The 22776-nt window shown below is 45.2% G+C and carries 22 protein-coding genes and 1 other annotated feature; of the genes, 14 read left to right on the forward strand and 8 right to left on the reverse strand.

The window, feature by feature from the left end; translation table 11 throughout:
* The 7 genes from AC6H04_RS10710 to argR all read left to right on the forward strand — a co-directional run.
* Positions 1-514, forward strand: a 514-nt coding sequence (locus AC6H04_RS10710) for a restriction endonuclease (RefSeq protein ID WP_497571658.1), incomplete at its 5' end; no start/stop codon positions are given.
* A 552-nt stretch (positions 515-1066) separates the two neighbouring features.
* Positions 1067-2302, forward strand: coding sequence for an arginine deiminase (gene arcA / locus AC6H04_RS10715; RefSeq protein ID WP_497571659.1), 1236 nt, complete (start codon positions 1067-1069; stop codon positions 2300-2302).
* A 16-nt stretch (positions 2303-2318) separates the two neighbouring features.
* Entirely contained in the window at positions 2319-3347 is a 1029-nt protein-coding gene (gene argF, locus AC6H04_RS10720; RefSeq protein WP_497571660.1) for an ornithine carbamoyltransferase, read from the forward strand.
* A gap of 167 nt (positions 3348-3514) precedes the next feature.
* Complete coding sequence (arcC, locus tag AC6H04_RS10725) at positions 3515-4477, forward strand: carbamate kinase (RefSeq protein WP_497571661.1); 963 nt, start codon at positions 3515-3517, stop codon at positions 4475-4477.
* A 41-nt stretch (positions 4478-4518) separates the two neighbouring features.
* Positions 4519-5208, forward strand: a complete 690-nt coding sequence (locus AC6H04_RS10730) for a Crp/Fnr family transcriptional regulator (RefSeq protein WP_497571662.1) — start codon at positions 4519-4521, stop codon at positions 5206-5208.
* Between the two features lie 31 nt (positions 5209-5239).
* Positions 5240-6712 carry an arginine-ornithine antiporter gene (gene arcD, locus AC6H04_RS10735; RefSeq protein WP_497571663.1) on the forward strand — a complete coding sequence of 491 codons (1473 nt, stop codon included), beginning with the start codon at positions 5240-5242 and terminating at the stop codon, positions 6710-6712.
* Between the two features lie 17 nt (positions 6713-6729).
* Positions 6730-7197 (forward strand): arginine repressor, encoded by a 468-nt coding sequence (argR, locus tag AC6H04_RS10740; protein ID WP_497571664.1) that lies wholly within the window; start codon positions 6730-6732, stop codon positions 7195-7197.
* Between the two features lie 321 nt (positions 7198-7518).
* Here argR and AC6H04_RS10745 read toward each other — a convergent pair whose 3' ends face one another.
* From AC6H04_RS10745 to AC6H04_RS10765, 5 genes are all read right to left on the reverse strand, one after another.
* Complete coding sequence (locus AC6H04_RS10745) at positions 7519-8178, reverse strand: methionine ABC transporter permease (protein ID WP_497571665.1); 660 nt, start codon at positions 8176-8178, stop codon at positions 7519-7521.
* On the reverse strand, positions 8171-9217 hold the full coding sequence (locus tag AC6H04_RS10750; RefSeq protein WP_497571666.1) for a methionine ABC transporter ATP-binding protein: 1047 nt from the start codon (positions 9215-9217) through the stop codon (positions 8171-8173). Before AC6H04_RS10750 ends, AC6H04_RS10745 begins: the two co-directional genes overlap by 8 nt.
* On the reverse strand, positions 9211-10032 hold the full coding sequence (locus AC6H04_RS10755) for a MetQ/NlpA family ABC transporter substrate-binding protein (RefSeq protein ID WP_497571667.1): 822 nt from the start codon (positions 10030-10032) through the stop codon (positions 9211-9213). The genes AC6H04_RS10750 and AC6H04_RS10755 overlap by 7 nt, the downstream gene beginning before the upstream one ends.
* Positions 10033-10100: 68 nt before the next feature.
* Positions 10101-10922, reverse strand: a complete 822-nt coding sequence (locus tag AC6H04_RS10760; RefSeq protein WP_497571668.1) for a MetQ/NlpA family ABC transporter substrate-binding protein — start codon at positions 10920-10922, stop codon at positions 10101-10103.
* 18 nt (positions 10923-10940) lie between these two features.
* Complete coding sequence (locus tag AC6H04_RS10765) at positions 10941-11891, reverse strand: ketopantoate reductase family protein (protein ID WP_497571669.1); 951 nt, start codon at positions 11889-11891, stop codon at positions 10941-10943.
* Positions 11892-11969: 78 nt separating this feature from the next.
* Positions 11970-12193, reverse strand: a binding site (T-box leader).
* Positions 12194-12935: 742 nt separating this feature from the next.
* Between AC6H04_RS10765 and AC6H04_RS10770 the strand changes: the two genes are divergently transcribed.
* The 4 genes from AC6H04_RS10770 to AC6H04_RS10785 all read left to right on the forward strand — a co-directional run bounded on the left by AC6H04_RS10770 (position 12936) and on the right by AC6H04_RS10785 (position 16762).
* A complete protein-coding gene (locus tag AC6H04_RS10770; protein WP_497571670.1) occupies positions 12936-13853 on the forward strand; it encodes a PLP-dependent cysteine synthase family protein in 918 nt (305 codons plus the stop codon).
* Between the two features lie 20 nt (positions 13854-13873).
* Complete coding sequence (locus AC6H04_RS10775) at positions 13874-15061, forward strand: trans-sulfuration enzyme family protein (RefSeq protein WP_497571671.1); 1188 nt, start codon at positions 13874-13876, stop codon at positions 15059-15061.
* Positions 15027-15584, forward strand: a complete 558-nt coding sequence (gene epsC / locus AC6H04_RS10780; RefSeq protein ID WP_497571672.1) for a serine O-acetyltransferase EpsC — start codon at positions 15027-15029, stop codon at positions 15582-15584. The genes AC6H04_RS10775 and epsC overlap by 35 nt, the downstream gene beginning before the upstream one ends.
* A 185-nt stretch (positions 15585-15769) precedes the next feature.
* Positions 15770-16762 (forward strand): D-2-hydroxyacid dehydrogenase, encoded by a 993-nt coding sequence (locus tag AC6H04_RS10785; RefSeq protein ID WP_497571673.1) that lies wholly within the window; start codon positions 15770-15772, stop codon positions 16760-16762.
* Positions 16763-17053: 291 nt separating this feature from the next.
* Here the strand turns inward: AC6H04_RS10785 and AC6H04_RS10790 are convergent, their stop codons facing one another.
* Together AC6H04_RS10790 and AC6H04_RS10795 are read right to left on the reverse strand one after the other, a co-directional pair.
* On the reverse strand, positions 17054-18211 hold the full coding sequence (locus AC6H04_RS10790) for an ArgE/DapE family deacylase (protein WP_497571674.1): 1158 nt from the start codon (positions 18209-18211) through the stop codon (positions 17054-17056).
* 249 nt (positions 18212-18460) lie between these two features.
* Positions 18461-19003: a PAS domain-containing protein gene (locus AC6H04_RS10795; protein WP_497571675.1), complete on the reverse strand. Its 543-nt coding sequence runs from the start codon at positions 19001-19003 to the stop codon at positions 18461-18463.
* A 139-nt stretch (positions 19004-19142) separates the two neighbouring features.
* On the opposite strand from AC6H04_RS10795, the gene AC6H04_RS10800 reads away from it, so the two are divergent.
* Genes AC6H04_RS10800 through AC6H04_RS10810 form a run of 3 tightly spaced genes read left to right on the forward strand, consistent with a single transcriptional unit; the run spans position 19143 to position 21151 of the window.
* On the forward strand, positions 19143-20444 hold the full coding sequence (locus AC6H04_RS10800) for a Y-family DNA polymerase (protein ID WP_497571676.1): 1302 nt from the start codon (positions 19143-19145) through the stop codon (positions 20442-20444).
* Positions 20437-20757, forward strand: coding sequence for an acetyl-CoA carboxylase (locus tag AC6H04_RS10805; protein ID WP_497571677.1), 321 nt, complete (start codon positions 20437-20439; stop codon positions 20755-20757). The genes AC6H04_RS10800 and AC6H04_RS10805 overlap by 8 nt, the downstream gene beginning before the upstream one ends.
* Positions 20750-21151: a hypothetical protein gene (locus tag AC6H04_RS10810; protein ID WP_497571678.1), complete on the forward strand. Its 402-nt coding sequence runs from the start codon at positions 20750-20752 to the stop codon at positions 21149-21151. Before AC6H04_RS10805 ends, AC6H04_RS10810 begins: the two co-directional genes overlap by 8 nt.
* A gap of 490 nt (positions 21152-21641) precedes the next feature.
* Here AC6H04_RS10810 and AC6H04_RS10815 read toward each other — a convergent pair whose 3' ends face one another.
* On the reverse strand, positions 21642-22622 hold the full coding sequence (locus AC6H04_RS10815) for an aldo/keto reductase (protein WP_497571679.1): 981 nt from the start codon (positions 22620-22622) through the stop codon (positions 21642-21644).
* Positions 22623-22776: the final 154 nt, after the last annotated feature.

The raw sequence follows: 22776 nt of genomic DNA on the forward strand, positions 1-22776 counted from the left end.
TGTCAAAGACATTACCAAACAAATTGAAGACTACAACACTCAAGTAGCCGATGACCTGCTTAACCGAATTCGTGAGGCCGAACCTCAATTTTTCGAACACCTGGTGATAGATTTATTAGTTAAAATGGGATATCAAGGTGTTAATGGTAATGCAATCGTGACACCACAGAGTCATGACGGCGGAATCGATGGCGTTATTAATCAGGATCCTCTCGGAACGAGTACGGTTTACTTACAAGCTAAAAGATACCAAGCAAACAATGTCGTACAACGGCCGAACATTGAACAGTTCTACGGCGCTCTAAATCGGCTTCATGCTGATCGAGGTGTATTTATCACAACATCCAGTTTTTCTCAGCAAGCAATCCAAACAGCAAAGAGTTTTTCAATCGTTCTCATCGATGGGTTAAAGCTAACGAACCTGATGCTCCAATATCGTGTAGGTGTGGAAGCTAAACATCACTTTGACTTATTTACTGTAGATGAGGATTATTTCGATTCTGACGAATTATAATAAGTTTCTTAATAGGCATTCCGTTGTCATATGAATTGTGTGACGGTGGGATGCCTATTTTTATTTTGCATATACGATGGTTGAACTTTTTCATTTGTTTTCACAAACAATCATCAAGCTTACAGAAACATCACAACTAATCTCTTGCTCAATAATCAATATGCACCCACAACGCCACACATATAACCCAGTAAAACTAATGATTCCTCACAATTAGAATATTCACAATCTAATTAATTAGTATACATTTATACTAAACGGATAATATGTAAATAATTATAACTGATAAATGTCATAAACGTTATTAAATAGGCACTAACTAAAAACATCCTAAAATTTAATGGGATTATTATTATCTCATTTTATACAAAACTAGTCGTATAAATACCTATTTTATCTTGTATATTCATTTTTATTACATAAATCTTCCTCAATATACAAAGTCAAATTAAAACGTGAAAAAATGTACATTTTAACTGTGAAAGCGCTTTAGAAAACGGTTACAATATCGGATATGATGATGTTGTTCAAATGAGATAGGAGGTAACACAGATGACAAAACCAATTCACGTCACTTCTGAGATTGGCAAATTGAAAGTTGTGATGTTAAAGCGGCCCGGCGTTGAAGTTGAAAACTTCACACCAGATATGATGCCCCGATTGCTTTTTGACGACATCCCATACTTACCTGTAGCCCAAAAGGAACACGATGCTTTTGCGGATACGCTAAGGGATAACGGTGTTGAGGTCTTATATCTTGAAAAATTGGCAGCCGAAGCACTGGATGCTGGCGGCGACCAAGTTAAAGATGCCTTTCTTGACCAAATGTTGGCAGAATCCGGCTATGCAGCTGGTGTCCTGCACGACGTTTTGAAAGAATACCTCAGTTCGATGTCAACTCAGGAGATGGTCATTAAGATCATGGGCGGTGTTCGTAAGAACGAACTCGACTTTGTGCCACGCGACCTTGTCAGTGCGGCCGAAGAAGAGGATTACCCATTCTTCATGGATCCAATGCCTAACCTCTACTTCACACGCGACCCAGCAGCCTCAATCGGCGAGGGACTGAGCATTAACCACATGACTTTCCCTGCGCGTCGTCGTGAATCCTTATTTTACGAAGAAATTATCAAATATCATCCACGGTTTGCTAACCAAGGCCTTCAGGTATGGCGTGATCGTAACCACGATACCCGTATCGAAGGTGGGGACGAATTAGTTCTCAGTAACACCGTTCTCGCAATTGGTGTTTCGCAACGGACTTCAGCTAACGCTATTGAAGACATTGCCCGGAACCTCTTCAAGAACAAGAGCGGTTACGAAAAGATCATTGCCATCCGCATCCCACACAACCACGCGATGATGCATTTGGACACCGTCTTTACCATGATCAACAAGGATCAATTCACCGTTCACCCAGGTATCTTGGGCGAAGGTGGTCACATTGATACTTGGACGATCACCCAAGGTAACGATGGCGAATTAAACCTTGATCACAGAACCGACTTAAAACAAGTGCTTAAAGACGCCCTTCACTTAGACGATCTTGACTTGATTCCAACTGGCGCTGGCGACCCAATCGTCTCAGCCAGAGAACAATGGAACGATGGCTCAAACACGTTGGCAATCGCCCCAGGTGTCGTTGTTACTTACAACCGTAACTACGTCTCCAACCGGGTACTGCGCGAACACGGTCTTAAAGTTCTGGAAGTTCTTTCAAGTGAATTATCTCGGGGCCGTGGGGGTCCACGTTGCATGAGCATGCCATTAGTAAGAGAAGATCTATAAAAGGGAGAATTTTAACATGACAGATTTCAAAAATAGTGTATTTCAGGGCCGTTCAGTATTGGCTGAAAAAGACTTTACCGCGGCTGAACTTGAATACTTGATCGATTTTGGTTTGCATTTAAAGGCTTTGAAAAAGGCCGGCATTCCACACCATTACTTGGAAGGCAAAAATGTTGCTTTATTGTTTGAAAAAACATCAACTAGAACACGTTCAGCATTCACGACCGCTGCTATTGATCTCGGTGCCCACCCAGAATTCTTAGGTGCTAACGATATTCAGCTCGGTAAGAAGGAATCTGTCGAAGATACTGCTAAAGTACTGGGAAGTATGTTTGACGGCATCGAATTCCGTGGCTTCAGTCAAAAAGTCGTTAAGCAGTTAGCCGAATTCGGCGGTGTACCAGTTTGGAACGGCCTCACTGACGAGTGGCACCCAACTCAAATGCTAGCTGACTTCATGACGGTGAAGGAAAACTTTGGTCACTTGAAGGGCTTAACCTTAACCTTTATGGGTGATGGCCGTAACAACGTTGCCAACTCTCTGTTAGTAACAGGTGCCATCTTAGGCGTTAACATTCACATCGTTGCTCCTAAAGAATTACACCCAACCAAAGAAATCCAAGACCTGGCTAACGGATTCGCTGCTAAGTCTGGCGCTCAGTTACTCATCACCGATGATCTGGATGAGGGTATGAAGGGTTCAAACATCGTTTATACCGACGTCTGGGTATCAATGGGCGAAAGCAATTGGGAAGAACGGGTCAAATTATTGCAGCCATACCAAGTTAACATGGCCGCACTGAAGAAGACCGGCACACCAGATGATCAATTGATCTTCATGCATTGCTTACCAGCATTCCATGATACTGATACTGAATACGGTAAAGAAATTCAAGAAAAATACGGTATTACTGAAATGGAAGTTACTGATGAAGTCTTTCGTAGTTCATACGCACGCCAATTCGAAGAAGCAGAGAACCGGATGCACTCCATTAAAGCGATGATGGCAGCAACTTTAGGAAATCTCTTCATTCCAAGAGTTTAATCACTTGCGATAATTGGAATCAAAGACGTTTAACTCCCAATAAATGAGGGGCCGCGCTCAAATAATCTGGTTCAAGGATTATTTAAGTGCGACCCCTCATGTTGGTGAAATTGAAATTAAACGAGCAAATCACAATTGGCTCATATCGAAACGAAAGGATGTTTATAATGTCAGGACGAAAAATCGTTGTCGCACTGGGTGGTAACGCCATCTTATCAAAAGACGCCAGTGCAGCAGCACAACAACAAGCTTTATTGGACACAGCCCGCTACCTCGTGGAATTTATCAAGCAGGGGGATCATTTGATCATTGCCCATGGTAATGGTCCGCAAGTGGGTAATTTACTCCTTCAACAAGCTGCTGGCAGTACGGAGGCTAATCCTGCAATGCCGTTGGACACTGCGGTAGCCATGACTCAAGGCAGTATCGGCTACTGGATGCAAAACGCATTGAGCCAAGTACTGGCCGAAAATAACATGGATATCGATGTTGCCACAGTGGTAACTCAAGTTGAAGTGGCAGCCGATGATCCAGCCTTCACCAACCCATCGAAACCCATTGGCCCATTTTACAGTAAGGAAGAAGTTACCAAGCTTCGCGCCGAACACCCCGACCAGACGTTTGTGGAAGATGCTGGCCGTGGTTACCGCCGCGTGGTGCCTTCACCAAAGCCAATCGGTGTTAATGAAGCAAATGTCGTGAATAAATTAGTGGATGCTGATATCATCCCAGTGGCAGTTGGTGGTGGCGGCGTTCCCGTTGTCCGCGAAGGTAATCGATTCGTGGGCCGAGAAGCCGTGATCGACAAGGATTTCGCTTCCGAAAAACTGGCTGAACTGGTGGGCGCTGACCTGCTGATCATCCTCACTGCGGTAGATAACATCTACGTGAACTTCAATAAGCCGGATCAAAAACAGTTAACCAATGTCACCGTTAAAGAATTGAAAAACTACATTAAGCAGGATCAATTCGCTAAGGGCAGCATGTTGCCTAAGGTGGAGGCTGCCATTAAGTTTGTTGAACACCGTCCGGATGCCAAAGCGGTTGTGACGTCGTTAGAAAACGTTGGCCAATTTCTCAGTACGGGTAGCGGCACCATCATCTCCGCTGCCCCAGTACCAGCCAAATAGTCCAAGTACGAAAACGCATCAAATCGAAAAGGGGACTCAACATGAATAGAATGGACGAACTTGAAAAGTATCGCAAAATTATCCGTCAGCAAGAGGAGTTTGCTTCCTTTACTGACAGTGAATTTGAACAGCTAGCTCAGCAGATGCAGGTCAAGACCTTCGCAAAGGGGCAAGTGCTGTTTGATCAGGGTGATCCGCGAACACGCTTTTACTACGTGCTCGATGGAGTCGTGCGCCTTGAAAGGGTAGACGAGACTGGCAGTTTTCCATTTATTAACTACGTGAGTCCTCATAAGGCGTTTCCGTACCGCGGCATGTTTGTTGGTGAAACGTACACCTACGCTGCTATGGCTATGACTGCCATCACGATTGCGACGTTTCCGATGCCAGTATTTGAGACATTACTGCGTGAAAATAAGCAAATGATGGTATGCCTGATTTCCCAAATGGGCCAAATTATCAACGATGATGAAAACCGTCTGCAACGGATGGTGACCTCTAGTGCAACACACCGCGTCAAACAGGCGCTGATGCTGATTGCAGAGGATCTGGGGACGCACAATGAGTCGGATAAAACGACGATTCCGTACCCCATTACCCTAAAGGAAATTGCTCGCGTTAGTGGGACTACCCGCGAAACTGCTGGTCAAGTTGTCAGCAAGTTAGTGGACGAGGGTGTCGTGGTCTATCAGCACAAGAACTTTCAGTTTAATCCAGAATTGCTGACCTAAGAGCATTCTAGAGCGAAAGGATGTGTAACTATTGGAAGAATCAAATAAGGGTAAATTAAATCTATTAGAACTTGTTTCGTTAGTCGTCGGTTCGATTATCGGTGGCGGGGTCTTCAACCTGATGCATGATATGGCAGCGGGTGCTGGCGCCGGTGCCATCATGATTGGCTGGGTCATCACCGCTATCGGGATGTTGACCTTAGCAAAAACGTTCCAGAACTTAACCATGAAACGTCCCGACTTGGATGCCGGTGTTTACAGTTACGCCGAAGCCGGCTTCGGGAAGTACATGGGCTTTAACTCCGCTTGGGGGTACTGGCTGTCAGCATGGTTGGGCAATGTTGGGTATGCTACCTTGCTGATGAGTGCCGTGGCGTACTTCTTCCCAGTCTTCAAGGATGGGCAAAACCTGTGGTCCATCGCAGCTGCCTCAGTGATTCTGTGGGCCTGCCACTTCATGATTTTAAAGGGTGTTGAATCAGCATCATTTGTTAACGCTATTATTACTGTCGCCAAACTGATCCCAATTTTCATCTTCTTAGTCATTATGGTTATTTCCTTCCGGTTGGGCGTTTTCACCCACGGTTTCTGGTTCACACCAAGCGGTGGTTTCCAGTTCGGCAATGTTATGGGTCAAGTGCGAAACACCATGTTAGTTACCGTTTGGGTCTTCATTGGTATTGAAGGTGCCGTCGTGTTCTCAGGACGTGCGAAGAAGCGTTCTGACGTTGGTAAAGCCACGGTGCTGGGAATTATCACCGTTATCTTGATCTACGCTTTGATCACCCTGTTATCGTTCGGTGTAATGCGTAGAGCTGGTTTAGCTAGTCTGAGCCAACCCGCTATGGCCGCCTTACTGCAAAGCGTTGTGGGTAAGTGGGGCGCCATCGTGGTTAATGCTGGCTTGATCATCTCCGTTGTGGGTGCTTGGCTATCGTGGACCATGTTTGCCGGTCAATTACCATACGAAGCTGCCAAGGTGGGGACCTTCCCTAAGGTCTTCGCTAAGGAAAATGTGAATGGTGCACCAATCAACTCGTTGCTATTTACTAACGTCTGCGTGGAACTCTTCATGTTCAGTTATCTGATCACCGCGTCGGCTTACAACTTCTTCTATTCAATCGCCAGTGCCGCTATCCTGATTCCGTACGCCTTTTCAGCTTTCTATCAACTGAAGTTCACCATGCACGAATCAATCGGCACTCCAGGACGTACCGGCAACCTAGTCGTTGGCTGGATTGCAAGTATCTACGCGGTATGGCTCTTGTATGCTTCCAACCTGGGTTACATTCTGCTGATGAGTCTATTGTTTGCGGTTGGGATTCCAGTTTATTACATGCTGCAAAAGCGCGATAACCACGCAGACAAGATCTTCTCATCGGGCGAACGAATCCTCGCCATTGGCATCTTCATCGTGGCGTTATTAACGGTGTTTGAACTCTTCCGTTTGGGAGTCAACGGTGTCACAAGTCTCGACTGGAGTCAGATCACTAAATTATTTTAAGAAGTAGGTGAAACAAGATGAAAAAGACTGTTCGCCAAACAAAAATTGAACAGCTCATTAATCAATACGTGATTTCGACGCAAGAGGAGCTCATGGAGCGTCTGCGTCAAGCGGGCATCAACGCGACTCAAGCAACGATATCTAGGGATATTCGTGAAATGCAGATCGTGAAGCAACAAGACGCTAGCGGATCATCCCGCTATATGATTTATAAAGCAGGTAATCAAAACGAGATGCAGCATCTATACCGTTCGATTGGCGATACAGTCACGCAAGTTGATCGCGTTCAGTTTCTTAACGTGATTCACACGTTTCCAAGCTATGCGAATATGCTGGCAGCGATTCTTGATGACCTGGATCTACCCGAAGTTAAGGGGACTTTAGCCGGGCATGACGTGATTATCATCATCAGTGCGGATGAGATTGAAGCGCAGAAGATGTATGATCTCTTTACGAAGCATATGAATGAAGAGCTCGTGGAATAGAGTGTGAAAACAAGCGTTTAAAGAGTGAAAAATAAGGCACAGCCAACGGAAATCCTGGTTTTGGATTTCTGTTGGCTGTGCCTTATTTGCAACTCTTTGCTTGTTTGAACACGTTTAGGCTATATTAACTTGTTGAATTGAAGTACGATCATAGACAAAATTAGTTATTACTGTACTTTGGACTCTATACGTCGATATAGACTAATTACGTGCCAAAACTCAGATTCCGGCCATTTAACGCAAATAATGCCTATTCCGCAAAATACACGGAATAGGCATTATTCACGTTAAATTCTGGAATCTACCGAGTTTTGTCACAGCTTACTTCGTTAATCGCCGACTGACAACGTTCCCGACACTCTGAATCACTTGTACCAGGACAATCAGGATCACGATAGAAGTATACATAATGTCTGGTTGATAACGTTGGAAACCGTATTGATAGGCAATGTCTCCAAGACCACCAGCACCGACTAAACCGGCCATGGCGGTAGCGCCAATCAAACCAATAGTGGCTAAGGTCAAACCACGGATGATACCGCTACGTGCCTCTCTCAGTAGGACGCGAGTGATGATTTTGTAGTTGCTGATTCCCATTGATTGATAAGCTTCGATGATACCGGGGTCAACGTCCAGCAGGGAAGATTCAATCAACCGTGCTAAGAACGGGGCACAATAGACGACCAGTGGCAGAATCACACCTCGGATACCAATGGTGGTACCGGCTAAGAGCCGCGTAATTGGTAGAATCAGGAACAGTAAAATGATGAAAGGTAACGATCGCAAAATGTTAACGATAGTTTCCAAAGTGGCGTGAACGGACGCGTTTGGATACATCCCGTTGACGTTGGTTTCAACTAGGAAGATGCCCAGCGGAATCCCAACGATGATGGTAATAATCAGGGTGATGACGGTCATGATCAAGGTATCAGTCAAACCAGTCGTCAGGGTGTTTCCCCATTCAGATATAAAATTAGCCAACTTGGTCAACCTCCTCTACGATGACGCCTTGATCTTTCAAATACTGAATCTCCGCGTCATAGTTATCATTATATTCAATCGAAATCAGTAATTTACCATAGGGCTGTTCCTTTAAGTACTCAATGGAACCAGCCATGATATTGGGTTCAACGTGAAACTGCTTGGTGAGCTGTGCAATTACTGGAGTAGAAGCTTCGTTGCCAATAAATTTGATCAGCAAAACGTGATTATGCTTCTGCGTTTCAGTCAGGATTGCAGCTGGTACACCGGACAGATCGCTTGAGCCCAAGAACTGGCGGGTAACTTCCTGCTTTGGATTAGTGAAGACATCGATGGTTCGGCCTTGTTCAACCAATTCACCAGACTCCATGATAGCCACCTTATCGCAGATGCTCTTCACCACGTCCAGTTCATGGGTGATGATGAAGATGGTCAAGCCAAGTTTCTGGTTGATATCCTTCAGCAGATCCAGAATCGAACTGGTGGTTTCAGGGTCCAAGGCACTAGTTGCTTCATCTGACAGTAGGATCTGTGGTTCATGAGCTAATGCACGAGCCACGGCAACCCGTTGTGACTGCCCACCAGAAAGCTGTGATGGGTAGCTGTTACGCCGATCCCAGAGACCAACGATTTTCAGATACTTTTCGGCACGCTGCTTGATTTCTTCAGTGGAAATCTTTTCCAGCTTCAAAGGAATCGTGATGTTTTGGTAAATGGTGGCAGTTTTTAGCAGGTCGTAGTTTTGAAAAATCATGCCAATTTTATGCCGTAACTGTGCTAAAGCGGCTTTATCCAGTTGGGTAACGTCTTGGTCATTGACTTTAACGGTACCTTCAGTTGGCGTTTCTAGGCCGTTGATCATGCGAATCAGCGTACTTTTACCAGCGCCAGAGTAACCGATAACCCCGAAGATCTCTCCTTGGTCCACTGAAATCGACACATCATGAACAGCGTGGACTTCTTTGGTTTTGGCAGTGCCTTTGAAGGTTTTGCTGACGTGTTCAAATTTGATGAGTGGTGTGTTTGCATTTTTTACCATTGTGGAACCACAGCTCCTTTAAATTCCTTGTTGATGTAGTTTTTGATCGTCTTAGATTGGTAGTACTTCTTAACTTGCTTGATGACTTTGTCGTTCTTGTGACCCTTTTGAACCACGAAGTAGTTAGCGTAAACGTTATGCTTCAAAGGTTCGTGAGCAAGGGCCGTCTTGAGGTAAATGTGATTTGCCAAAGCGAAGTTACTGTTGATGGCTGCGACGGTGATGTCACCTAATTGTTTAGGCAATTGTGAGGCATCCAATTCATAGACCTTGAGGTGCTTAGGGTTAGAAACGATGTCTTTCTTAGTGGCTTTTTCGCCGGCACCCTTACGTAACTTGATGACACCGTTCTTCTGGAAGAGTTCCAGTGCACGAGTTTCGTTAGCAGGGTCGTTTGGAACGGCAATCTTATCGCCGCTCTTAAGGTCATTTAAACTCTTGATGGACTTAGAGTAGAGACCCATTGGCAGAGCGATGGTCTTGAAGGCGGCATCAAACTTATAGTTCTTATCGTGTTCTTGTTGCTTCAAGAATTGACCAGTTTGATATGAGTTAGCGCCAATATCACCAGAAGATAGCGCTGAGTTAGGTGTGTTGTAGTCGGTAAATGAACGAACGGTGATCTTTAAACCGTCCTTGGCTGCCAGTTTTTTGACTTGGTCTAAAATCTGTTGGTGAGGGCCGGCGGTAACGCCGATCGTGATTTTCTTGGTGTCCAATTGTTTGCTTGAACCGTTACCGCAAGCGGCTAAAGTTGCGCTGGTGGCTAATACTAATCCTGCAAGGCCTAATAATTTCAGTAATCTATGCTTCATGGTGAACTCCTCCTAATTTTCCTTTAAGACGTGATTGGCGTGTTCAGATTTAACGGCGGCGTTTGGATTTACCATTGCGGTACTGCCGCTCCCTTAAACTTCTTCAAAATATACTGTTTGATCTGTTTAGACTGGTAGTACTTCTTGATTTGCTTGACCACTTTATCGTTTTTGTGACCTTTTCTAACCACAAAGTTGTTTGGCCATGCATTGTTCTTTAATGGTTCGTGAACCAGTGCTGAACTTAATAGAATGTGATTATCGAGAGCGAAGTTACTGTTGATGGCTGCAGCAGATACTTCGTTGAGTTGCTTGGGAATTTGTGAAGCGTCTAATTCGTAAATCTTAAGGTGCTTAGGGTTATAGCTGATATCTTTCTTCGTTGCCTTCTGACCAACACCCTTCTTGATCTTTAGGACACCGGCACTTTGGAAGATCCGAAGTGCTCTAGCTTCTTGGGTGGCATCGTTTGGAACAGCAATTTTATCGCCGTTCTTCAGGTCCTTTAAGTTCTTGATTGAATTTGAGTAGATTCCCATTGGCAAGGCAATCGTTTTAAAAGCAATTTCGAATTTATAGTTTTTATCGTGTTCTTGTTGTTTTAAGAACTGGGTCGTTTCAAATGAACTAGCATCAATGTCGCCGGAAGATAAGGCTGAGTTAGGTGTGTTGTAATCGGTGAATGAACGAATCTTGATCGTTAAGCCATCTTTGGCGGCCATCTTTTTAACTTGCTCCATGATTTGTTCGTGGGGGCCAGCTGTGACACCAACCGTGATCTTTTTCGTGCTTAATGGCTTTGATGAACTGTTCCCGCACGCGGAAAGGGTTGCGCCGGTAGCTAATACTAAAAGTGAAATCCCTAATAATTTAAGCAGTGACTTTCTCATCCTCTATTTCCTCCACTATTAATCTAAAATTAAGTTGGCGTGTTCTGCCAAATGAACTAGGTCGCGTAAAAAGTCGTGTGAATTGGCGCTGTAACCATTCTTTTCACCGAGCTGGTAAATGTAGCCGTTGATGTAATCGACTTCAGTTAGGCGCTTCTTGACTAGGTCTTGGTACATTGAAGGGTAGTGAAGTGGTGTAACTTTACTTGTAGCGTCAACGATGACCTGAGTTTCTTCGCTACTATTTTGAAGTGGCTTAATGCCTGCAGCATCACAAACTTCGTAAGCTTCTTTAATCAGGCGATGGATCAATTTAGGTGCCACATCGGCTGATATGAATTCGCCCTCTTTTAGTTTGAACATGGAACAAAGCGTGTTCACAACTGAGTTATAGATGACTTTCGTTAAGAGGGTGCCAAGAAAGTTGTGTGTGAGTGTTGGTCCTAAGCCAGCTTTTGTAAATTCCGCCACAACTTGATCAGTGAAGTCGTCTGCCTGTTCGGTTTGATTAACCAGGTTGATGGTGCCGGTTCCTTTTTTGCCAATGAAATCAACGTCGCCTGGCTTGTTAAGGACGGTGCCAATCATGGCGGTACCAGCAATCACGTGTTCTGGCTTAAAGTACTGGTTGATCTTCTCAATGTGGCCCATGCCGTTCATCAGCGTAATCGCGTATTGATCGTCCGTGAAGAAGTGGGCGCAACGTGTCAACATTTCTTGCAGGCCCATTTGCTTGCAGAAGATGATGTAGGCATCTGGATGACCCGTGTAATCTTCTGGGAGGCTGATGTCGATGTTTACTAAGTGACGGCCCTCACCATCACGGGAAACGTAAACGCCGCCTTGTTTCTTGATGGTTGCTACTTGGGGATCCCAGTCATCAACGAAATCAACTTGCTGACCCGTTTCCTTCAGTAGAATTCCAAAACGAAGACCCATAGCGCCTGACCCTAACACTGCATAATGCATCTATCCCACATCCCTCTAAAAATATTGAAAAAATGAAACGCCAAACAAAAAGTCCCTGCGCTGCATAATATTATGCAACACAGGGACGATTGGTTAACCGTGGTACCACCCAAATTACTAGTCAATGACTAGCCTCTTGAACACAGATAATGTTCGGGATTATATCGTATCCTCACGAATTATTGGCTTTCACCGCAAATTGAACTCCGAGCTCATCTTCTGCATCATTCAATCACCCGTTCTCACCAATCGGGGCTCTCTTGAAATTAAAGGGTGCGTACTCTTCTCATCAACGTTTCATTTTTTAACTTATGAGTTGAATGTTATCAGTTAGTTTTGAACTTGTCAACTTTTTATTTAGTGGCTAACGGCTGCTTTAAGTGGGTATTATAGTAGAAACTAAGTTGATGATGAAAATGAGAATAATGAGTTTTAAATTAAATTTAGGATATTTTTATCATAAATGAGTTTTAAAAAACAAAAAAATTTTACTCGAATGAGTGCCGATAAATCAATCTTTTCAGGTTCATACACGAAAAAATAGCGTTAAACAGGTTTGACATCCACAGGCCAAACGATTATATTAACCTCAAGTTATAAATCGAAGGAGGATCAACAATGATAACCCATTCAGTTAAAGGTCAATTGCAAAATACTTGTTGTCAAATGTCGCGTGTTCTGCGATGTTTGGCCTGTTAAGCATTGACTTTTAAAAGGGTAATTGTTGATTTAACCTAAAAGTCTCTGTTCCAGGTGGAACGGGGTCGAGGAGCGCGCCAATTCTGAAAGAGGAATGGGCGCGTTTTTGTGTGTTGAGCGTGGAACAAAACGGGTTGATAGCGGCGTGTAAGGGCTGGCTGGGAAAAATCCCGGTCTTGGATTTATCCCAGCCAGCCCTTAACACATAGCTATCAGTTTTGTGGAACGCGTTAAGGCACGGTAGCCTGAAAAAGCCATGCCACTTAGCCATCACACACAATCAAGAAATCACAACTATCCCAACCAAAATTATCCACCCAATAATTTAAGGAAAGGGATCATAAAATGTTAATCAAATCAGTTCAGCAACTCATCGGCAACACACCGTTAATCGACCTGCAAATCGAGGTTCCAAATCACTCGCATATTTACGCCAAGCTGGAGATGTTCAACCCAGGCGGTAGCATCAAGGATCGTTTGGGCCAATACATGATTCAGGATGGCATCGATAGAGGCAAGATCAACGCTACCACCACCATCATTGAACCAACCGCTGGTAACACGGGTATCGGGGTTGCGTTGGCGACTCAGGAACATCATTTACCCACTATTCTGGTTGTTCCGGAGAAGTTTAGTTATGAAAAGCAAACGCTCATGAAGGCATTGGGTGCCAAGTTGATCAATACGCCATCAGAAGATGGGATTAAAGGCGCAATCAAAAAAGCCCGTGAAATCGCTGCTGAAACGCCAAACAGTTTTGTACCGATGCAGTTTGAGAATCCGGCTAATCCAGCGGCCTATTACCACACGTTGGCACCGGAATTGATTGCGGATCTTGATCAGCCCATTGATGCGTTTATTGCTGGCGCTGGTTCTGGCGGAACCTTTGCGGGCATCGCGAAATATTTGAAAGAACAGAATGCCAATACCCAATCCATCGTGGTTGAACCTGAAGGATCGATTCTAAATGGCGGACCAGAGCATCCTCATAAAACGGAGGGGATCGGCGTTGAATTCATTCCGCCATTTTTCAAGGATGTTCAAATCGACCAAACGCTCACTATTTCGGATGCGGATGCTTTCAAGTACGTGCGTCAGATGGCAGCTGAACAGGGATTGTTTATCGGTAGTTCTTCCGGCGCAGCGTTGGCGGCCAGCTTAAAAGTGGCTGAACAGCTACCTGAGAATAGCACCATCGTAACGGTATTCCCTGACAGCTCGGAACGTTACATGAGTGAAAATATTTATGCCACACAAGACTAAATTGAAGAGGAGATTTTAACATGAAATTTGAAACGAAACTATTACACGGCGGCATTAGTGAAGATCCATACACGGGCGCAACTTCCATTCCCATCTACATGGCATCCACTTTCCATCAAAGTAAAATTGGCGAGTCAAAATACGAATATTCTCGTTCTGGTAACCCAACACGAGAAGCGGTTGAAGCGTTAATCGCTGATCTTGAAGGCGGCACTCAGGGGTTCGCGTTCGCCTCTGGTTCAGCAGCAATCGATACCGTCTTCTCAATGTTTAGCGCCGGCGATGATTTTATCGTTGGTAACGATGTTTACGGTGGTACTTTCCGCTTGATTGATACCGTTCTGAAACGGTTCGGCATGACCTTTACCGTGGTGGATACGCGGGATTTAGCTGCCGTTGAAGCTGCTATCAAGCCAGAGACTAAGGCCATTTACCTGGAAACACCGACTAACCCGCTATTGCGCGTGACCGATATTAAAGCCGTTGCTGATTTAGCTCGCGAACATGGCTTACTGAGTATTATTGATAACACCTTCAGTTCGCCTTACGTGCAACGGCCATTGGAACTGGGTGTGGACATCGTGTTGCACTCCGCTTCGAAGTATCTCGGCGGCCATTCGGATGTTATTGCTGGTGTGATCGTCACTAAAGATGAGCAATTGGGCGAGAAGATCGGTTATCTGCAAAACGCGATTGGCGGCATCCTGGCACCACAGGAAAGCTGGTTGCTGCAACGGGGTATGAAGACGCTGGCACTTCGGATGAGGGCACACTTAGCCAATGCTCAAGCCGTCTTCAACTACTTGTCTGATCAACCGGCTGTTGCTAAAATTTACTACCCAGGTGACCCGGAAAATCCTGATTATGAGATTGCCAAGAAGCAGATGCATCACGGCTTTGGCGCCATGATTTCCTTTGAATTACAACCCGGACTGGATCCTAAGAAGTTCGTTGAAAACCTTAAAATCGTTACGTTGGCTGAGAGTCTAGGCGCTCTGGAATCCTTGATTGAGATCCCTGCTTTGATGACCCACGGTGCCATTCCACGTGATATTCGGCTTAAAAATGGTATCAAGGATGAACTGATTCGCCTTTCTATTGGTGTCGAAGATGAAAAAGACTTACTGGCCGATTTGGACCGCGGCTTCAAGGCCGTACAAGGGAGCGAGAGCCATGCTGCAAACACCGCGAGCCATCCTAAAGCGTGATCCGGCGGCACACAGTTTGCTGGAAGTGGTGCTCACCTATCCTGGTGTCAGGGCGTTGTTTTGGCACCGAATCACACATTTTTTGGATAGTCATCGACACTACGTTTTAGCTCAGGCAGTGAGTCAGCACGCTGCGAAAACTACTGGGATCACCATTGATCCAGCTGCCCAAATTGGGAAGCGAGTCTTCATCGACCATGGCACTGGTGTTGTCATCGGTGCCACCGCAATCGTTGAAGATGACGTGACGATTTTGCACGGGGTGACGCTGGGTGCACGGAATACGGTCAAGAATGGCCGCCGGCAGCCAATCGTTAAACGGGGTGCTTTTATTGGTGCTAATGCATTATTGTTAGGTCCAATCACGATTGGTGAAGGTGCTAAAATTGGTGCTGGTGCGGTGGTATTAGAAGATGTTCCGGCGCACTGGACCGCGGTAGGTAATCCGGCTCGGTTGATCCGTAAAACAAGGAAGGTGATGCCGATACCCTTAAGCGCGACCCATGAACGCGCAAAGGCGTAGTTGGCTTTATCATCAAATACCCATAGAGTTCTAATCTTAATATTGACACTCTTTAGATACTGTTTGATAATTGAAAGTGATCAATTATTCAGGCAATCACTGGGAGAGTGAGGATCCCTTACTGTTCAAACGATGAACGGGAAGGGATTTATTTGATTAAATTTTGGGTAGGAGAATGACAGATAATGACAAAGATTTTAGCTTACAACGTGCGAATTGATGAACAGCCCTTTGTTGATCAATGGGCAAAGGAACATGGTGTGCAAGTTGATAGTACTGATAAAGAATTGCACGATGATACGGTTGAGATGGCCAAGGGGTACGACGGAATTGATTTTAAGCAACGAACTGTAGTGACTCAAAATCCAGATTTCTATAAAAAGTTAGCCAGTTACGGCATTATTCAAATGTCAGCGCGCTCAGCTGGTATCGACACTGTTAATTTGAAGTGGGCTAAGGAAAATCATTTGCGGGTAACCAACGTGCCGTCTTATTCACCAGAAGCGGTGGCTGAAATGGCACTGACGCAAGCGATGCAACTCATTCGCCACATCCCACAATTTAACGACCGACTCAGTGACAATAATTATGTGGTGCTTGGGTTACGGTCACAGGAATTAACTGAGCTAACCGTGGGCATCGTGGGTGTTGGTCGGATTGGCGGCACCTTAGCGCGAATTTTCCATGCTCTTGGTGCAACGGTGATCGGTAATGATCTGCGTGCACCGCGAGAAGATTTACGTGGCGTTTTGACCTATGTTAGCAAGGAAGAACTGTACAAACGGGCCGATATCATTTCCGTACATGTTTGGGGCGGCGATGATAACTTCCATTTGATTAACGACAAAGCCTTTGCGCAAATGAAGCCAACCGCGTTCTTCATCAACGACTCCCGTGGTCCAGTGGTGGATACGCAAGCGCTGATCAGTGCGCTGAATAACCAGGAGATTGCTGGCGCAGCGCTGGACGTGGTTGAGGATGAAACTAAGGTCTTCAACAAAAAGTTTGATGGCCCAACACCGGTTGAGCACTATAACCAGTTGAAGCAAATGACAAATGTGTTACTCACACCGCATGTAGCGTTCTTCACTGACCATGCCGTTAAGAACATGGTGATGCAGTCGCTGGATGATACGTTAGCGATTATTAGTGGTGGGGTTAGTGAGCATGAGTTTTAGAGAGCGTGAAACAACACGCTTTGATTCCAGAATATAAGACGCAAAAAAGAGGTTCCCTGATTTTTGGGAACCTCTTTTTTGTGCCTTATATGGCCGGAATCAGTGTTGTTGAGCGCGTTTCAAAAATGCAGAGCGTGGAAGCAGGCGTTAAGGGACTGTAGTGTAAGACGCTTTTGGTGGAAATCCCGAACTTGGATTTTTACCAGAAGTGACTTACACATAGGGCCCTGACTGCTGGAGCGCGTTTCGGCTATGTAGCCTTAACGCTTTTACCACAACCCAATCCCACTTTTATTTCTTGCTCAAACTCTTCAAATACTTCAAAGCAACTTCTTTATAGACGTCATCCATCACCAAGAACTGGCTCAATTCAACGTATTCGTTCATCTTATGAGCGTTCTCCCAGTCACCAGCGCCCATAACAACGATTGGAAATTGGTTTTCGGCCTTACGATACTCTGAAGCATCGGTAGCACCATGAATAACTTTAAAGTCAGTGTCATGTTTCAGGGCTTTACTTGATTCTGATTGTGCCAATTGAACCAGTGGGTCTTCTTTGTCAGTGACTACGGGATCAAAGGACATGTCAACGTTGAAGGACAAGTCAGCACCGGGTGCGGAACTCAGACCGCGACAGATCATGTTCAACCGTTTGATGACGGCTCCGTTCCCAAATTCAGGTGTGGCGCGGATGTTTCCTTGCAGTTCAGCGTGACCTGGAATCGTGTTGACTTGGTCGCCGCTATTGAAGACGGTGATACTGTGAACCAGTGGACCGACTTCCTTGCTTGGTTTCACGTCAGCGAAAAGATCGGCTTCGGCGTTCACGAATTTAACCAAGTTAGTCAAGGCGTTAACACCTTGTTCTGGCATAGAACTGTGAACGGGGGTACCTTCGGAGGTAACGGTGTAATTCAGCGAACCGTTGTGGGCGTAAACCGCGTCACCACTAGTGGGTTCACCGATGATCATGCCGTCAACGTCATCAACTTCACCCTGTTCAGTTAATTGTTTAGAACCAGCGGCACCGTATTCTTCACCAACTGTAGCTAGTAAACGAATGCGGCCAGGAATTTTAGTTTTACTATCTGCTAATTCAATCATGGTAATGACCATGGCAGCTAAACTGCCCTTCATGTCTGCACTGCCACGACCATAAAGGCGGTCACCGTGGACTTCAGCTGACAATGGACCATGTGCCCAATTGCCCACATTACCGAAACTGACAGTATCCATGTGACCAGCAAGCGCGAAGACGGGCGTTGCGTCTGGTTCACCAAGCTCAGCAATCAGGTTGTTGCGCCCAGGAGACGTTTCAACTTGCTTAACTGTGATGCCGTGATCCGTGAGTAACTTTTCTAAGTAATCCGCGACCATTTTTTCATGATCATTAGCCGAATCAATTTGCACCAAGTGCGTTAGGATGTCAATTTTATTTTGTTTATCCATGGTGACCTCCGCTTTCATTTTCAGACTTATACTTTACATTATAAACTTTTTTAGGACAATTGTCCCCTTTAGCACTCGACATACGGCGTACGAAAGTGCTTTAAAAAGGCTTGGTGCTAGTCTTTAAATTGATTTACGCTGAATTATTTGTGCAACTTTCACAGGGGCAATTTTTAAAATTTTACACAGGTTATTGAAAATGTAAAAAGCGCTACTCGAATTCTTGGAGCAGCGTCGTTAATCACATGGTTACTTTTGTGATGCGCCAGTGTTGGCGTCTAGGTTTTCTGGCATCTGTGGCTTGGCCGACGCACCGGTAGTGGTATCAGTGGTTTTATTTGGCTGAGTTGAGGCACCAGACAGGGCGTCAAACGCACCGTTTTCAAACATACTGATCACTTGGTCAACGTTCGCGGTGCATTCCAAAGTCCCTAAGTAGGTACCAGCGTCATCGCGCAACGCGTAATAGGTGGTCAAAATTTTATGACCGTTTTGTGTACTGGGAATGTTCACTGAATCCTGTTTACCCGCTTTAAAACTATCGATGAGGGATTTGATAGCGGGTAGAATTTTGGCAGGATGAATTTCCGCCAGCGTTTTGCCAATTTGATCCTGAGAGCGGGTGTGATTGCGATTGGGCTGATCTGAATACCAACCAAAGCGGTCGCTAGCATCCACCAGGTCTAATTCAAATGGGAGTGTTTTAAAAATTTGCTGAAGCTCGGTTAATGTTAAAGTCCCGCTTGGGAAGGTTACGTGGGCATCTTTCATGAAAGGCTCGTTATCTGACATAGGATCATCCTCCAATGTTAACTTAATGCTTATATTATAGTACGAAATGGTTGTGACTTCAGAATTTTGGAAATAACGCTTGCCAAATAAGAACATATGTTTGTATAATGTTTACAAACATATGTTCGAGGTGAGCGTGATGAATTACCAAAATGAGCCTCACGGGGTTTTCTTTTTAATCGATAATAAGTCGTTTTACGCCAGCGTCGAAGCCGTGGCGCGGGGGTGGAATCCACTAAAGATTAGCCTTGTAGTGATGAGTGAAGCGGAGAATACGAACGGCGGGCTGGTTTTAGCCACATCACCGGAGGCTAAGCAGCGATATCATTTACAAGCCAATGTTTCCCGTGCCCGGGAGGTACCGCAGGATCCGCAGTTAGTGGTGGTACCACCGCGGATGAATTTATATATTAAACGCAATCTACAGATCAACGATATTTTTCGCCGGTTTGTTGCTGATGAAGATTTAATGCCGTATTCAATTGATGAATCGATTTTGGATTTAACCCATTCTTGGCGATTATTCGGGAAGACACCACGAGAAGTCGCCGTTCGGATTCAAAAAACGGTGCGCCGAGAATTAGGGTTATACACCACAGTTGGGATTGGTGATAACCCGCTTCAAGCTAAGTTAGCGCTGGACCTTTATGCTAAACACGATGCTGATCTCATTGGCGAGATTCATTATTCAACCGTACCGCAAACGATTTGGCCGGTCACCAAGTTAACCGATATTTGGGGAATTGCCAAACGAACCGCATCCCATTTAAACCGTTTAGGGATCCATAATATGTACGAATTGGCTCACGTGGATCCGTATCAGTTGAATAGCGAGATGGGGTTGATGGGTCAGCAGCTGTTTGCCATGGCGTGGGGAATTGATCGGTCACAGCTAAAAAAGCGCCGTGGACCGAAAAATGCCAGCTTGGGGAATTCTCAAGTGTTACCCAAAGATTACATGAAGCAAGCAGAGATCGAGACGGTGATTAAAGAAGTTGGCGAACAGGTAGCTTCGCGTCTGCGTCATCACCATAAGCAGGCAGGCTGCGTGTCACTTAGTATTGGGTTTTCCTACGCTGCCAGTGAAGCGGATGGCCGCAGCGGGTTTCATCAGGAGATGCGCATTGCACCAACTGATCAGAATGCTGAGATTACCGCCGCAATCCTTGATTTGTTCAGGCGCAACTGGGGAGGTCAGACGATTCGAAACGTGGCAGTTTATACCTCTAGGCTGTGTCCTTCAACTGGCCTGCAGTTGAACTTCTTTGAACCAGCTAAGACACAACTTAAACGGGTCAAAGCTGACCATGTGGTTGACGCAATTCGTGACCGGTTCGGCTTTACCCGATTGGTGTACGCAAGTAGTTTGCAAAAGGGTGGTACCGCAATCGACAGGGCGTCATTGGTCGGTGGTCATAACGGAGGGAATGCTTATGAATAAGGATTTAAAATTAATTACAGAGCGGTTGGACGCAGGGTTTAAACGATTGCCACAGGTCCGCTATCAAGTCCAAATCACGGATGACCCGTACGATAAAACGTATAATTTTTTTCTTAACTATCAGCACCGTGGTCAACGGTTGAAGTCGCAGCCGTTGCACAGTATTCAGCAATACCAGTTAACCTATTTGGAGCAGGTGGTTAAGGGGCTAAGAGAACATACTAAGCTGAGTTTTGAATTTGTTGGGTTTACAGGCCAACGCTGGCCATCTAATCAGAGGTTAATTCAAAGCAGGCGATTAAACGATGAGTAAGTTACGGCAAATTAATGATGATCAATTGGTGCAGCGCTTCTTCGACCACGATTATCGGGATCGCGGTGTGGTGAAGTGGCAGGGATTCTATCTGTCGGATCATACGGCGGCGTTGAAAAAACAGGCGAAACAAGAAGCCAAAAAATATCCTGCAAGGGTCCAGCAATCCATGGAAGAGATGTCCCAACTATTAAGTGAAGCCTATGCCAATGGTCAAACGGTGAGTGTGCAATTAAACAACCGGGATTTGAATGGTGAATTCTTACCAGATCTGGTTGGCAAGGTGATCGGGTATGATGATGAGATGGTGTATTTGGAAGGACAACAAGGGTTTGAGATTGGGGTTGTGAGAAATGTAGAGCGTGGAACAACACGGGTTGATTCCAGAATATAACTGAAAACGGTGGGTTTCCTGATCTTGGGAAACTCACCGTTTTTAGTTATATGGCCGGAATCAGTGTTGTGGAGCGCGTTTTAAAATGTAGAGCGTGGAAGCAGGCGTTAAGGGACTGGCGTGTAAGGGGGCATCCGGTGGAAATCCCGAACTTAGGATTTTTACCGGATGCCCCCTTACACATAAGTCCCTGCCTGCTGGAACGCGTTTGGGCTAGAGGGGAGTAGTGAGATGTTTCATTTCATATTGCCCAAACGTGCTCCAGCAAGCAGACAGCTGCATGTAAGAAGCCTCACCACAAATCCCAAACCCATGGATTTATGGTGAGGCCCCTTACACTTCGCTATCTAACCGCTTGCTTCCACACTCAAACGTGCTCCAGCAGGCAAGAAGCTATGTGTAAGGTGATATTGGCATAAATCCAAAACCGGGATTTTTACCAACATCACCTTACACGCCGCTCCTTAACCGCCTGCTTCCACACTCTCCTCTACTCTGGGTCTGCCAACGACTTCCCACTCTTAATCTGTTTAAACTCCGCAAACGCATCATCAATTTGCTTAAATTCTTCATCACTTAATGTTACATCCAACGCTTTCGCATTAGCTGCCACCTGTTCCGGTTTCTTAGCCCCTGGAATCACAACGCTGATCAGTGGATTCTTAATGTACCAAGCTAAAACAGTTTGTGCTACCGTGGCATCGTGCGCTTCGGCAATCGGCCGAACAGCATCCACCGCTGTCAGAATTTGCCCGTAGCGCGGTTCTTGGAAATCCGCTATTTGACTGCGAATATCGTCTTCTGGGAAGGCGATGTCGCGCTGATACTTACCCGTCAGCAAACCACTCGCTAATGGGAAATAAGGCACGAAGCTGATATTATTTTCCTTTAAATATGGCAGCATATCCGCGCCATGGTCTTGATGCAGCAAGCTAAATTCATCTTCTACCACGTCAACATAACCGTCGGCGTTAGCTTCCTTGATTTGATCCAGACTAAAGTTTGAAACACCGATTGCCCGAATCTTACCCTGTTCGCGCAAGCGTTGTAACGCGCCCACCGCTTCAGCTTTTGGTGTATCGTGATCTGGAAAATGCAGGTAGTAAATATCAATGTAGTCGGTACCCAAACGCTTTAGGCTATCGTCAACTTGCTGGGTAATAAACTTTGGATCGTTACGGATGACTTGTTCACCCGATGAAAAGTCATGGGCACCTTTCGTAGCAATCACCAACTGATGACGGTCAAAGTCTTTGATAGCTTGACCGACCAATTCTTCAGAATGGCCCAGTCCGTAAACATAGGCAGTGTCTAATAACGTAATGCCGTTTTCAATACCGGTTTTAACGATATTTAAACCGTCATCGTCTTTTAAATTAGGGAAGAGGTTATAGCCACCAACCGCATTGGTTCCAAGACCTAATGGGGTTGCAGTTACTTCTGATTTACCAATTTTAACTGTGTTTGACATTGTAAATCCTCCTTGTAAGCGTTTTAACATACAGTCTTATTATAACCAGTTTGGACCGCAAAAATAAATAAAAATAAAATTAGCACTCTGCTTGAAAGAGTGCTAAAAAGGTGATAATATATAATTGTTGACGGGGATATAAGAACTATATCAG

The organism is Secundilactobacillus sp. MJ173, from assembly GCF_059704265.1.